Source organism: Gluconobacter aidae, assembly GCF_009547075.1.
Lineage (GTDB): Bacteria > Pseudomonadota > Alphaproteobacteria > Acetobacterales > Acetobacteraceae > Gluconobacter > Gluconobacter aidae.
The window spans coordinates 61,310-74,655 of record NZ_WIPH01000001.1 but is presented as its reverse complement, the minus strand read 5'-3'; the positions used below and the strand labels follow the sequence as shown (position 1 = coordinate 74,655).

Below are 13,346 nucleotides of genomic sequence, written 5' to 3'. Positions count from 1 at the left end.
CTTCCATGGAACATTTCCAGCAGGTCGAGCCTTTCGACTATATCATCTTCGGCGCCACTGGCGATCTCACGATGCGCAAGCTGCTGCCCGCGCTCTACAACCGTTTTCGGATGGGCCAGATTCCAGATGATGCGTGCATCATCGGAGCCGCCCGCACGGAGCTGGATCGAGAAGCCTACGCCGCGCGGGCCCGAGACGCCCTTGAACGGTTCCTTCCTTCAGACATCCTGAGCCCCGGACTGGTCGAGCGCTTCCTCGCCCGTCTCGATTACGTGACGCTGGACAGCAGCCGCGAGGGGCCGCAGTGGGACGTCCTGAAGTCCCTGTTGGCCAAGGCCCAGCCCGACCGGGTGCGCGTCTACTATTTCGCGACGGCCCCGCAGCTTTACGGCGGCATCTGCGAGAACCTGAACCGCTACGGGCTGATCACGCCCACCTCGCGAGTCGTTCTCGAAAAGCCGATCGGCACGAACATGGCCACCGCAACCGCCATCAATGACGGAGTCGGCCAGTATTTTCCGGAAAAGCAGATCTACCGGATCGATCATTATCTCGGGAAAGAAACGGTCCAGAACGTCCTCGCTCTGCGTTTTGCAAACCCGCTCATAAACGCCGCCTGGTCCGGCGAGCATATCGAGAGCGTGCAGATCACGGCGGTCGAGACCGTGGGCGTCGAAGGTCGCGCGGCCTATTACGACACCTCCGGCGCGCTTCGCGACATGATCCAGAACCACCTGCTCCAGGTGCTGTGTCTGGTTGCGATGGAAGCCCCCGATTCCCTCGAGGCCGATGCCGTCCGCAACGCCAAGCTGGCCGTCCTGAACGCCCTGCGCCCCATCACGGATGCCACAGCCGCCACCGAGACGGTGCGCGCGCAGTACACGGCAGGCGTGGTTGATGGCAAGAACGTCCGGGGCTATCTTGAAGAGCTCGGCAAGCCCAGCGCGACAGAAACCTATGCCGCGATCCGCGCCTGGGTAGACACGCCGCGCTGGAAGAACGTGCCGTTCTACATCCGCACGGCCAAGCGTTCCGGCAGGAAAGTCAGCGAAATCGTCGTGACATTCCGCCCGGCCGCGACCACCATGTTTGGCGCCACCCCGGCCAGCAACAGGCTGGTTTTGCGTATCCAGCCCAATGAAGGCGTGGACCTGCGCCTGAATGTCAAGAACCCCGCCCTGGATGTGTTCAACCTGCACCCGGCAGATCTTGATGCCTCCATCCGGATGGAAGGCGGTCTGCCCTTCCCGGATTCTTATGAGCGGCTGCTTCTCGATGCCGTACGGGGTGATCCGGTCCTGTTCATCCGCCGCGACGAAGTCGAGGCCGCATGGCGCTGGGCCGAGCCGATCCTCGATGCCTGGAAACACGGCAAGGTGCCCATGCAAAGCTACAGTGCAGGCTCCTATGGGCCGGAACAAGCGACCCAACTGCTCGCCGAACATGGCGACGCCTGGCATGAAGCGTCGGAGTAACCACATTTGAGTGACGATAAAAGCGCAACACCCCGCCTGGGCCGTATTCCGGGCCGGGGCACGCGCCGGCAGCCCCGCAGCTTAAAACAGCTCCTCCTGCGGCGGCTTCTGGTGGTCATCCCGGCCTTTCTGCTGATGTTCATAGCGGTCCGGACCGGGGTGCTGGACATGTCCTACGACAAGATCACGTTCAGCAAGCTGAGCTGGTTCGACAATACGGCCCTGGTGGAACATCTCCGTCTGGCCGTGGTGAAAGACAACCTGACGGACCTGCCGCGTAACTGCCTTGTTTTCGTAGTCAGCGGCGATGCTTCGGACAACACACCGACGATGGATGTCCTGGGACGGCACGGCAATGGCTGCCCCGGGACGACAGCTTCGGCAGAAAAACTGTTCAGCCTGAAGATCAACCGCTCGGAGCGGACCGTACAGACAGATGCGGGAACGCCCGGCGCGTTCCACAACCTGCCTCTGTAAGGCATCTCAGGAAGGCGGAGCCTGTTGACAGTCTCCGCCTTTTTCCCGCGCAAAGACCTCGCGCAGGAACATCCCCCCTTCCCGCAACGCCTGACGCCCGTCCCGGAACAGCGCATAGCCGTTCAGGAAACCATGAATCATGCGTGGAAAGTTCTTCAGCCGAACCGGAACGCCTGCCTCGTCAAGACAGCGGGCATAGAGTTCGCCTTCTCCCCTGAGCGGATCAAAACCCGCGGTCACGATCATGGCCGGCGGAAGATCCTGGAACCGCTCCGCCAGAAGAGGCGAAAACGCCGGATCGAAAAGCTGCTCGGGACTGCGCAGCGTCTGGCCGCAATACCAGTACAGAAGTTCCGCGCTCAGCATGTAGCCCTCGGCATAGGCCTGACGTGAAGGCGGAACGAACGGACCGCTCAGAGCCGGGTAATAAAGAAGCTGCGCGCTCAGCGGACGGAGGCCCTTTTCCCGCATCCACTGCGTGAGCGCCGCGGACATGTTGCCCCCTGCACTGTCTCCCGCAACCGCGACTGGCACATCCGCTCCAACGGTCCGCAAAATCCAGTCCAACGCGGCTTTGGCATCCTCCAGCCCTGCCGGAAAGCGGTGCTCGGGCGCGAGACGGTAATCCAGCGAAACCACCATCGCGCCGGATGCGGCGGCAAGGCGGCAGCAGATCCCGTGATGGGAGACCAGATCGCAATGAACGAATCCGCCACCATGCAGAAAGAGAACGACACCCCGGACCTTTCCGCGCGGCCGGTAAAGGCGCGCGGTGCGGAAGCCATCGGCTCCGGGTACACGGATATCACGCCATCGGCGGATCCGCAGCGAAGACAGGGCGACAGGAAAACTCGGGCGCCCCGTGACACGCCGGATCTGCTTCAGGATCGGCGCGGCGGGTGGCGCGGCGGGAATGGGCGGGATCTCGTCCAGCGCGATCATGCGCGGCGTAACGCCACGTCTGCGGCTCTGCCGGGCCAGCCAGGACAGGAAGATCCGTAATGTCAGGGTCGGGCGCATTTCACCATTATGCCGGGATCATGCCCAAAAGTCTGCCCTTGACCCCGCAGGCGTCCCGGAGCAGTGTCTGCGCCGCCAGACGGCTGGACGATCGCTGTGTGTGCGATGAGGATCGCATACAGGGAGGAAAGTCCGGGCTCCATGGGAAGACGGTACCGGCTAATTGCCGGCGGGGGCGACCCCAGGGACAGTGCCACAGAAAACAGACCGCCCGCCGGACTGTGCCCCACGCGTTCATTCGCCGGGGAACATGTTGCGGGTAAGGGCGAAACGGTGCGGCAAGAGCGCACCGCATCTCCGGCAACGGCGATGGTCATGGTAAACCCTACCGGGAGCAAGACCGAATAGGAACGGCAGGTTTCCGCAAGGAAACCGGGGGTTTCTCGCCCCGTCGTTCGGGTTGGTTGCGTGAGGCCTGCAGCAATGCAGGTCCCAGAGGAATGATCGTCCCGCCTTCGGACGGACAGAACCCGGCTTACAGGCCGTCTGGCACCTGTTGGAAAAATCCGTTCTTCCCAGTAATTGTTCCCCTCGCCAAAGAAGAACAAAAACAGAACAAATAACGGCAGGTATAAATCAGCGTATGCGATTATCCCTGATAATTCCTAATAAAAAGCAAAAAATCCCGTCACATTTCTGACTTTGAAAATATCGCGGTTTTCTGCGGTTTTCTGACGAAATCCGTTTGACGTCCCATGAAATCCCATGATATCCCAGTCAAGACCAAGTCAAATAACCAGCAACCGCATGACCGGTTCTGACGCAGGAAGGAGGCACATCATCCATGAGCATGTTCCTCGGCACGCATCAGAACCGTTTCGATGCCAAGGGACGTGTCTCCATTCCCGCATCTTTCCGCGCCGCCCTGAAGTCACAGGCCCAGCCGGGAGATCCACTGGTCATCCTGCGTCCGTCCCATCTCCATCCCTGCATCGAAGGCTGGACGGTCGGCGCTTTCGCGTCCCTTGCGACACCGCTCGACGAATACGATCCCTTTTCGGAAGATCATGAAGATCTGGCCGCCAGCCTCTATGCGGACGCCTATCCGCTGGACAGCGACAAGGAAGGCCGCATCATTCTTCCCGAAAACCTGCGCACCCACGCAGCCCTGACCGACGAAGTCTCCTTCATGGGGCTTGGCCGCACATTCCAGATCTGGAACCCCGAAGCTGCGGCGGAACGGCGTCAGGCCGCCCGCAGCCGTGCCAGAACTCTCGCAACCAGCCGCCGCCCCGCCAGCGCGCCTGCCGCCGGCAACACAGCGGGAGCAGCGGAATGAACGCGATCACCCTGGTCCATTCCGGCCATGTTCCGGTCATGCTGCACGAGGTTCTCGAAGCACTCTCCCCGCGCGCTGGCGGACGGTATCTGGACGGCACGTTCGGGGGGGGCGGCTATGCCCGCGCCATCCTGAATGCGGCCGACTGCACGCTCGATGCGATCGACCGCGACCCTGCCGCCATCGAGCGCGGAAACGCCATGGCCGTTCAGGCCAACGGACGGTTGCGGATGCACCAGGGCACGTTCGGCGACATGGAAGCCCTGGTCGGAGCGGAAGGTCCGTTCGACGGCATCGTGCTGGATCTGGGCGTCTCGTCCTTCCAGATCGATCAGGCCGAGCGTGGTTTCTCGTTCCGCAATGACGGCCCGCTGGACATGCGGATGGGCTCGGATGGCCCCTCGGCGGCTGATCTGGTCAATACGTGCAGGGAAGCCGAACTCGCGGACATCCTTTACCGCTATGGCGAGGAAAAGCTCTCCCGCCGCATTGCGCGCGCCATCGTGGCCGCCCGCGCCGAAGCCCCGATCACAACGACCGGCCAGCTCGCGCATATCATCCGCTGCTGCGTCCCCCGCGACCGCGCCAATATCGATCCGGCCACCCGCAGCTTCCAGGGGCTGCGGATTGCCGTGAACGACGAGTTGGGCGAACTGGAGCGGGCGCTGGAAGCGGCGCCGCGCCTTCTGGCTCCCGGCGGCGTTTTCGTGGTCGTAACATTCCATTCCCTGGAAGATCGCCTGGCGAAACGTGCCATGGCCGTCCTTGCAGGGCGGACGGGAAACCCTTCCCGTTACGAACCGGCGCCGCTCCGTCAGGACGCACCGGCCTTTTCCCTTCTCTATTCCCGTCCCCTCTCCGCCACGGATGAGGAATCCCGGGAAAATCCCCGCGCCCGCAGCGCCCGCCTGCGTGCACTGGTTCGCAACCCCGCCCCCAAGATGCCCGTCTCAGGAATGCCCTCATGATCCGGCCCTTCACTGTCGCCTGCGCTGTCCTCGCCGCAGGATCCGGCCTGTTTCTCTATACCAAGAAGCATGAGACCACGGTTCTGGACCAGAAGATCACGAAGATCGTGCAGGAGACGCAGCGCGTGCGCGGCCAGACCGCAATGCTCCGTACGGAATGGGCCCTGCTGAACCAGCCGGACCGCCTGAAAACCCTGTCAGCCCGCTTTGTTCCCGCCCTGCACCCGATGGAGCCGGACCAGTTCATCCGTATGGCCTCACTCGAAGCGCGCCTTCCCGCGCCGGGTTCGAAGGCTCAACCGGCCGATCCGCGTGAGGGACTGCATGAGGTTGTCATCCGTGCGGCCGAAGCCGCTCACCTGCCCCTACCCGCTCCGCAGGCTGTCGTGCATGCTCCCGCCCCCGCCCAGCCGAGTCCGGCTCCGCGTCCGGTGGCTGTCGCCATGGCATCGCATCCCGCCGCAACACCGAAGGCGGCCGCCATCCCGGCGCATGTCTCCCATGCCCACAATGCGGACATGCAGATCGCGTCCGCCGCGCCGCGCACGGTCTCAGGACTGGTTCACGCCCATGCCGACAGCGCACCCGGTGTTCGCCTGGTCAACTATCGTGAGAGCCATCCTGCTCCACTGATGGTTGCCGCATGGCACCCCCAGACCGTGCATGTCCACCACAGCGCAGCGTCGACCCGTCTGGCCGAAGCCCCACTCCGCACGCATCACACACAACTTTCCGCTCTGGGAAATACGAATGACGCATTGCCCGCGCCGGTGCCGTTGGCTAACTGAAAGCCTTCTCATCGTTAACCGCTCGTTCAGCATTTTCGGATAGCTTAGGGCGAGCCCTTCAACAGGACGCACCCCCGCACGATGCCCCAGGACGTGCCACCTTCTTCCGGTTCACAGCGCCCCGAGCGTCCGGATGTGCCGTCAGGGCGTTTCCGGCGTGGCGGCACGCCGCGGGGGTTCCGCAGGCTGAATCTTGACCAGATGCATGGGCGCCTGCTCGGTGTCGGGATGGGATTTCTCGCGATTTATGGAGCCGTGGCGCTCAAGGCGACCGTCGCCACCGTCCTCATGCCGATGGAGCCGGAAAAGCGCCAGATCGCGCCTCAGGTTCCGGAAATCCCCAAGAGCGATCCACGCGGAGAAATGTCGGGCGATTTCGTCCTGCCCACCGTCAAGCGCGCCACCATTACCGATCGCATGGGTCAGGCTCTGGCGCTCTCGCTGCCTGTCGCGCAGGTCTATGCCAACCCGATGGAACTGATCGACCCCGCGGATGCCGCCGACAAGTTGCGGAAAGTGCTGCCACAGCTCGGCCGGGACGAGACGATCCGCCGCCTGTCGCTGAAAAAGCAGTTCGTCTATCTGGCGCGTGACATTTCGCCCGTTCAGGAAATCGCCATCAACAATCTGGGCATTCCGGGCATTTATTTCGAAGCAGGCGAACGTCGCCATTATCCCTTGGGTCGCACGGCCGCGCAGATCATGGGCAGCGTCGATATCGACGATCACGGCATTGCAGGCGTGGAGCGGTATTTCGACAAGCGCCTGAACTCCGATCGCACACCGCTGCGCCTGTCCTTGGACGTGCGCGTGCAGACCGTCGCGCATGACGAACTTCAGGCCGCAAAGGACGAGTTCTCGGCGATCGGCGCCAGTGCCATCGTCATGGACGTCCGTACCGGCGAGATCCTGGCCATGGTCAGCCTGCCCGATTACGACGCCAACGATTTCGGCCACGCGCCCAACGACGCCCGCTTCAACCGGGCCGTTACCGGCATGTATGAACCGGGTTCGACCTTCAAGCTCCAGACGGCGGCCATGGGCCTGCAACTCGGCATCATCCACCCGTGGGACCGCTTTTCGACCATTCCCATCAGAGTCGGCCGCTTCACGATCCGCGACATGAAGACCGACCATTTCGCCCCCTGGCTCTCCCTGCCCGGCGTTCTGGCCTATTCGTCCAACCCGGCTGCGGCGCATATCGCGCTTGATGTCGGCGCGGCGCGTCAGCAGGACTGGCTGCGGAACATGGGCTTTTTCAATCGTGTCCCGGTCGAGCTGCCCGAAGCCGGGCGGCCGCTTGTTCCCGCATCACGCAACTGGGGCCTTTCCACGGTCATGACAGTCGGGTTCGGGCACGGTGTCGCCGAACCGCCACTGGCCATCGTGCGAGGCACGGCGGCAACCGTGAATGGCGGTATCCTGCTCAAGCCAACCCTCGTGGCACGCGATACCGAAGACGACAGCAAACCGACGCCCGACGCCGATGCGGCACAGGTCCGGCCCGTGGCCTATCGGCCGGGTGCGAACGGTGACGAGATCGGAGCCGAAACGCCCGTGGGCACGCGCGTCCTTTCCGAACAGACCTCGGCCCTCCTGCGCAAACTGCTGCGCCTCGACGTCACGATGGGGAGCGGCAAGTCCGCCGAAGTGCCGGGCTATTATGTCGGCGGCAAGACCGGCACGGCGGAAAAGATCGGCGCGCATGGCGGATACCTGAAGCACGTCAACGTCTCGGCCTTTACCAGCGTGTTCCCGATGAACAACCCCCGTTACGCCGTCTATGTGATGCTCGACAGTCCGCAGGGCACGGCGGCAACCCATGGCTGGACGACAGCCGCCTGGAACGCCGCACCGACCGTCAAGAAAATCATCTCGCGTGTCGGCCCGATCCTGAACCAGTTCCCCGATCTGGCGAACAAGGATGCGATCGACGCCTCGCTGGCCATTCCGATGAACCCGCCCGTGCCTCCCGGATACCGCCCCCTGGGCCCCGGCAACGATCCAGGGGAGCCGCGCAATCAGTCCCGCACCAAAACCCCGACCTCCCGAACACAGCACTGAACCGTTTCATGCTCCTCTCACAGCTCTTCGCCCTTTGCGACACGTCGCAGTCCCTGACAGACGATCCCGACATTCTGGCCGTGACCCCCGACAGCCGCCAGGCCGGCCCGGGGACGCTGTTCTTTGCCCTGCGCGGAGCGAAACAGGACGGAAGCGCCTTCATCCCGCAGGCCGTATCGCAGGGAGCCGCAGCCGTAATCGTGGATCAGGAAACCGCGGGCCCGGATAGCGCAGTTCCCGTGATCGTACGGCCCGATGCAAAGCATCTGCTTGCCTGCATGGCGTCCGCGCTTGCCGGTCCGCAACCGTCCTGCATCGCGGCGATCACCGGGACGAACGGTAAAAGCAGCACGGCCGATTTCCTCCGCCAGCTCTGGACCCTTCAGGGAAACCGGGCGGCAAGCCTTGGAACGCTGGGTCTCATTTCCGATACGGATGTCCCGGCTCCACCAAGCCTGACGACGCCGGACCCCGTATCGCTGTCCCGGACCCTCGCCGCGCTGGCCCGTAACGGCGTGGAGCATGTCGCCCTCGAAGCCTCGTCGCACGGACTTGAGCAGCATCGGCTGGACGGCGTCACACTGACGGCAGCCGGCTTCTCCAATCTGACGCGCGACCATCTGGATTATCATCTGACGCTGGAAGCCTATCGCGCGGCAAAACTGCGCCTGTTTGACGAGGTGCTTCCCACAGGGGGTATCGCAGCGGTCAATGCGGACATGGACGGCGAGACATTTGCGGCTCTTCAGAACATTGCAGCCCGTCGGAGCCTCAAACTCCGCAACGTGGGGCGCAATGGCACCACGCTGCGACTGATCGAAGCCCGTCCCACGCCGTCAGGGCAGATCCTGCGCCTCGCCCTGCATGGCGAGGAACTGCCCGAAATCTCCCTTTCGCTGCCCGGACGCTTCCAGGCCGAGAACGTGATGCTGGCGGCTGCCATGTGCTGGAAAGACGACGCCGATGCCCGGCAGGTTGTGGCCCTTCTGTCGCGCCTGACGGGTGTACACGGCCGATGCGAGCGGGCTGTTGCGCTCTCCAACGGTGCTGCCGCCTATGTCGATTATGCCCACACCCCCGATGCGCTCGACTGCGTCCTGTCCAGCCTGCGTCCGCATACGGCAGGGCGTCTGGTCGTGGTCTTCGGCGCGGGTGGCGATCGCGACCGCGGCAAGCGCCCGCTCATGGGAGCAGTTGCCGCGCGAATGGCGGATCTGGCGATCGTAACGGACGACAATCCCCGCACGGAAGAGCCCGCTTCCATCCGTTCGGAAATCCTGGCGGCCTGCCCGGATGCACTGGAAATCGCAGACCGCCGCAGCGCCATCGCAGCGGGACTTGAGGCCCTGAAGCCCGGCGATATCCTTGTCGTGGCCGGCAAGGGACATGAGCAGGGTCAGATCGTTGGCACGGACATCCTGCCCTTCGATGACCGTCTCGTTATTCGTGAACTGGCAGGTGCGGCATGAGCGTTCTGTGGAACAGTGCGGACCTTCGCGCCGCGACAGGCGGAACACTGAATGCCGATGTTCAGGTCACCGGCATCTCGATCGACACCCGGACACTGACGCCGGGGGACCTGTTCATCGCGCTGCGGGGCGAGACGAGCGACGGCCATGCCCATGTGCAGCAGGCTCTGGACAAGGGTGCCGCCTGCGCACTTGTGCATGACACGGCTGGTCTGGACGATCCGCGCCTTCTGATCGTTCCTGACACCATGACCGCCCTTGTGGATCTGGGGCGTTATGCGCGCATGCGTTTTCGCGGAAAAGTCGTTGCCATCACCGGAAGCGTCGGCAAGACGACGACCAAGGACATGCTGAAAGTCGCGCTGTCCGCCATCGGCCCGACGCACGCCGCCGTCGCCTCCTACAACAACCACTGGGGCGTGCCCCTGACGCTGGCCCGACTGCCGCAGGACGCAAGGTTCTGCATCAGCGAAATCGGCATGAACCATGTCGGGGAAATTGCTCCCCTTGCTGCTCAGGTCCGGCCCGATGTAGCCATCATCACCACGATCGGCACGGCGCATCTCGGCCATATGGGCAGCATCGAGGCAATTGCGCAGGAAAAATCCGACCTGTTCAGCGCGCTTGCGGACGAGGGGATCGCCATTGTCCCCGACGACGCAGCCGGTCAGGAGCATTTCCGGGGAGCCCTGCCCGAAGGACGTGTCCTTTGGCGTTCGGGCTTCTCCAAGACGGCACAGCTCCGGATCGAAAATCTGCACTGCTCGGCAGAAGGCAGCCATTTTTCGCTACATCTGCCTTGCGGCATCCAGAATGTGACACTAACGGCGCCGGGAGAGCATCTGGCACGCAATGCGGCTCTGGCTCTCGGCGCGGTTGCAGCTCTTGGCGAAGACGTCGCCGTTGCGACCACCGCACTGCAAAACTTTGTGCCAGGTGCCGGACGTGGACAGATCCGCACGATCCTGAACGACGTGCGCCTTCTGGACGAAAGCTATAATGCGTCCACGCCCAGCGTCCGCGCGGCACTGGCAACCCTCGCGCTGATTCCGGCCCAGCGGCACATCGCGGCTCTGGGGGACATCCGCGAACTTGGCACCTTCGCCGATGCCGAACACCGTTCGCTCGCAGACGCCGTTCAGAACGCCAAAGCCATCGCCTTCTGCTGCGGCCCCCATATGCGCGCGCTTTATGACGCGCTTCCCTCCGAGCTTCAGGGCGGATACGCCGCTGATGCCGCATCTCTGGCCCCTCTTCTGCTCAAAGCCCTTCGCCCCGGTGATCTCCTGCTCGTGAAAGGCAGCTTCGGCAGCCGGATGCGTGACGTGATCTCAATCCTCGACAACGCTTCCAGCCCGGTCTCTGCCTGATGCTTTTCAATCTCATCGCCGCCCATGACACGTCCCATGGCGGATTCTTCAACCTGTTTCATTACCTGACGTTCCGTTCAGGCTGCGCCTGCCTGACGGCGCTGGTCATCTCGCTGGCACTGGGCAATCCCTTCATCGCACAGCTCAAACGCATCCAGCGCGAAGGCCAGCCGATCCGATCCGTGGGTCCTGAACGACACATTCTGGAAAAAGCCGGCACGCCGACGATGGGCGGAATGCTGATTCTGATTGCGCTTTTCTCGGCAACACTGCTCTGGGCGGATCTCACAAACGGCTTCGTCTGGGCCGTCATGCTAACGACGGCAGCTTTCGGAGCAGTTGGCTTTGCAGACGACTACCTGAAGCTCTCCAAGCGCAACACGACCGGCGTCTCCAAGCGCACCCGGCTTGGCTGCGAGTTTCTGGCGTCGCTGATCGCCGGGATATGGCTCCAGTCCCTGACGCCGCCGGAACTGCGCAACATGGTCGCCTTTCCGTTCATCAAGGATGTGCTTCTTCCGCTGGGCTATGCCTTCCCGATCTTTGCAATGATCACCATCACCGGCTTCGGCAACGCCGTGAACTTCACGGACGGGTTGGACGGTCTGGCCATCGTCCCGGTCGTAATCGCCGCATTGGTCTTCGCCCTGATCTCCTATCTGGTCGGCAATCACGTCTTCGCCGACTATCTCCAACTCCACCCGGTTCCCGGCACGGGCGAACTCGCAGTTTTCTGTGCGGCCCTGATTGGCGCGGGCCTCGGGTTCCTGTGGTTCAACGCCCCGCCGGCCGCCGTTTTCATGGGCGATACCGGGTCCCTGTCCCTCGGTGGGGCTCTCGGAGCCGTGGCTGTTGCCACAAAGCATGAACTCGTCCTGTGCATCGTGGGCGGCGTTTTCGTTGCTGAAACCCTGTCGGTCGTGATCCAGATTTTCTGGTTCAAGCGGACGGGACGACGCGTGTTCCTGATGGCGCCGTTGCACCACCATTTTGAGAAAAAGGGCTGGCAGGAGCCAAAAATCGTGATCCGGTTCTGGATCGTCTCCATCGTGCTGGGCCTGTGCGGTCTGGCGACGCTGAAACTACGATGAGCGGCTTTCCGTCCAACCTCCTCGCAGGCGAGCGCTATGCCGTCTGCGGTCTGGGGCGCAATGGTACGGCTGTCGTGCAGGCGCTGCTCGGGATGGGCGCAGAGGTTCAGGCCTGGGATGATCGCAATGCCGATCTTCCCGCTCAGCCGAACCTGACAGTCGCCCCCCTGACCGACCTGTCCGGCATGACGGCTCTCATCCTGTCCCCCGGCATTCCCCATCTGCTTTCCAAGGCCCATCCCGTCGCGGACCTCGCCCGGGCACAGGAGATCCAAATCCTGTCCGATGCCGAGATTCTGTATCGCGCCGTCCGAAAGTCCGGATCAAAGGCCGCATTCGTCGCAGTCACGGGAACGAACGGGAAGTCGACGACGACGGCGCTGATCGCCCATCTTTTTACGACGGCCGGGCGTTCCTGCACGGCGGGTGGCAATCTGGGCACGGCATCGCTGGCATTACCGCTCCTGCCCGATGACGGCGTCTACGTCATCGAAATGTCGTCCTACATGCTCGAACGGCTGGATCGCTTCCACGCGAACGGCGCCTGCCTGCTGAACCTGACCCCCGACCATCTGGACCGGCATGGCGACATGGCAGGCTATGCCGCCGCCAAGGCCCATGTCTTTGACAATATGGGCCCGGACGATCTGGCCGTGATCGGCACGGATGATGACTGGTGCCGCTCCATCGCCTCACAGGTCGCATCGCGCAGCGTACAGGTCGTTGAACTGGACGCAGACGCCCTGCCTCCTTACGACGGCCCGGCCCTTCCCGGACGGCATAATGCCCAGAATGTCGGCGCGGCCCTGGCCATCGCGCGCCATCTCGGCCTTGATGAGGCGGCAATCCGCACCGGTTTGAAATCCTTCCCCGGCCTGGAACATCGCCTGCAGAAAGTGGCGGAATGCGATGGCGTCTCTTTCATCAACGACAGCAAGGCCACGAACGCCGAAGCCGTCTCAAAGGCTCTCGCCGCCTATGACAAAGTCATATGGATTGCGGGCGGCGTTGCAAAAGCGGGTGGCATCGAAAGCCTCGTGCCCTTTTTCGGTCACATCGCGCAGGCTTTTCTGATCGGACAGAACGCGGATGTTCTGGCCGCAACGCTGGAAACGCATGGCGTACCCTTCCAGCAGTGCGGAACGCTGGAAAAGGCTGTTCCGGCCGCTTTTCAGGCCGCTCTCGAGAAGAACATTCCCGTCGTCCTGCTGTCACCGGCCTGTGCAAGTTTCGATCAATTTCGCAGTTTCGAGGATCGAGGTTCACACTTCCTTCAGATTTGCGATAATATCGTAAAATCAGGCCATTCGGGCACCAACCCCACGCAGAAACAGGAGGATTGACA

11 protein-coding genes and 1 other RNA gene are annotated in these 13,346 nt (G+C 63.0%); 11 read left to right on the top strand and 1 reads right to left on the bottom strand.

Features of this window, described 5'->3' with window-relative positions; genetic code table 11:
- The first annotated feature begins 5 nt into the window (after positions 1-5).
- Complete coding sequence (zwf, locus tag GFJ39_RS00365) at positions 6-1,475, top strand: glucose-6-phosphate dehydrogenase (protein ID WP_153429068.1); 1,470 nt, start codon at positions 6-8, stop codon at positions 1,473-1,475.
- A 6-nt stretch (positions 1,476-1,481) separates the two neighbouring features.
- Positions 1,482-1,952, top strand: coding sequence for a hypothetical protein (locus GFJ39_RS00360; protein ID WP_194285242.1), 471 nt, complete (start codon positions 1,482-1,484; stop codon positions 1,950-1,952).
- Between the two features lie 6 nt (positions 1,953-1,958).
- Here GFJ39_RS00360 and GFJ39_RS00355 read toward each other — a convergent pair whose 3' ends face one another.
- Positions 1,959-2,972 carry an alpha/beta hydrolase gene (locus GFJ39_RS00355; protein ID WP_153429067.1) on the bottom strand — a complete coding sequence of 338 codons (1,014 nt, stop codon included), beginning with the start codon at positions 2,970-2,972 and terminating at the stop codon, positions 1,959-1,961.
- A 75-nt stretch (positions 2,973-3,047) separates the two neighbouring features.
- Here GFJ39_RS00355 and rnpB point away from each other — a divergent pair.
- The 9 genes from rnpB to murD all read left to right on the top strand — a co-directional run bounded on the left by rnpB (position 3,048) and on the right by murD (position 13,344).
- An RNA gene (gene rnpB, locus GFJ39_RS00350) (RNase P RNA component class A) lies at positions 3,048-3,466 on the top strand.
- A 290-nt stretch (positions 3,467-3,756) separates the two neighbouring features.
- Positions 3,757-4,251, top strand: coding sequence for a division/cell wall cluster transcriptional repressor MraZ (gene mraZ / locus GFJ39_RS00345; protein WP_011251745.1), 495 nt, complete (start codon positions 3,757-3,759; stop codon positions 4,249-4,251).
- Positions 4,248-5,219, top strand: a complete 972-nt coding sequence (gene rsmH / locus GFJ39_RS00340; RefSeq protein ID WP_153429066.1) for a 16S rRNA (cytosine(1402)-N(4))-methyltransferase RsmH — start codon at positions 4,248-4,250, stop codon at positions 5,217-5,219. The genes mraZ and rsmH overlap by 4 nt, the downstream gene beginning before the upstream one ends.
- On the top strand, positions 5,216-6,007 hold the full coding sequence (gene ftsL / locus GFJ39_RS00335) for a cell division protein FtsL (RefSeq protein WP_153429065.1): 792 nt from the start codon (positions 5,216-5,218) through the stop codon (positions 6,005-6,007). The genes rsmH and ftsL overlap by 4 nt, the downstream gene beginning before the upstream one ends.
- 81 nt (positions 6,008-6,088) lie before the next feature.
- On the top strand, positions 6,089-8,071 hold the full coding sequence (locus tag GFJ39_RS00330; RefSeq protein WP_153429064.1) for a peptidoglycan D,D-transpeptidase FtsI family protein: 1,983 nt from the start codon (positions 6,089-6,091) through the stop codon (positions 8,069-8,071).
- 8 nt (positions 8,072-8,079) lie between these two features.
- Positions 8,080-9,540, top strand: a complete 1,461-nt coding sequence (locus GFJ39_RS00325) for a UDP-N-acetylmuramoyl-L-alanyl-D-glutamate--2,6-diaminopimelate ligase (protein ID WP_153429063.1) — start codon at positions 8,080-8,082, stop codon at positions 9,538-9,540.
- Positions 9,537-10,910 (top strand): UDP-N-acetylmuramoyl-tripeptide--D-alanyl-D-alanine ligase, encoded by a 1,374-nt coding sequence (locus tag GFJ39_RS00320; RefSeq protein WP_153429062.1) that lies wholly within the window; start codon positions 9,537-9,539, stop codon positions 10,908-10,910. Before GFJ39_RS00325 ends, GFJ39_RS00320 begins: the two co-directional genes overlap by 4 nt.
- Entirely contained in the window at positions 10,910-12,001 is a 1,092-nt protein-coding gene (mraY, locus tag GFJ39_RS00315; RefSeq protein ID WP_153429061.1) for a phospho-N-acetylmuramoyl-pentapeptide-transferase, read from the top strand. Before GFJ39_RS00320 ends, mraY begins: the two co-directional genes overlap by 1 nt.
- Positions 11,998-13,344 carry a UDP-N-acetylmuramoyl-L-alanine--D-glutamate ligase gene (gene murD, locus GFJ39_RS00310; protein ID WP_153429060.1) on the top strand — a complete coding sequence of 449 codons (1,347 nt, stop codon included), beginning with the start codon at positions 11,998-12,000 and terminating at the stop codon, positions 13,342-13,344. Before mraY ends, murD begins: the two co-directional genes overlap by 4 nt.
- The last annotated feature ends 2 nt before the right edge of the window (positions 13,345-13,346 follow it).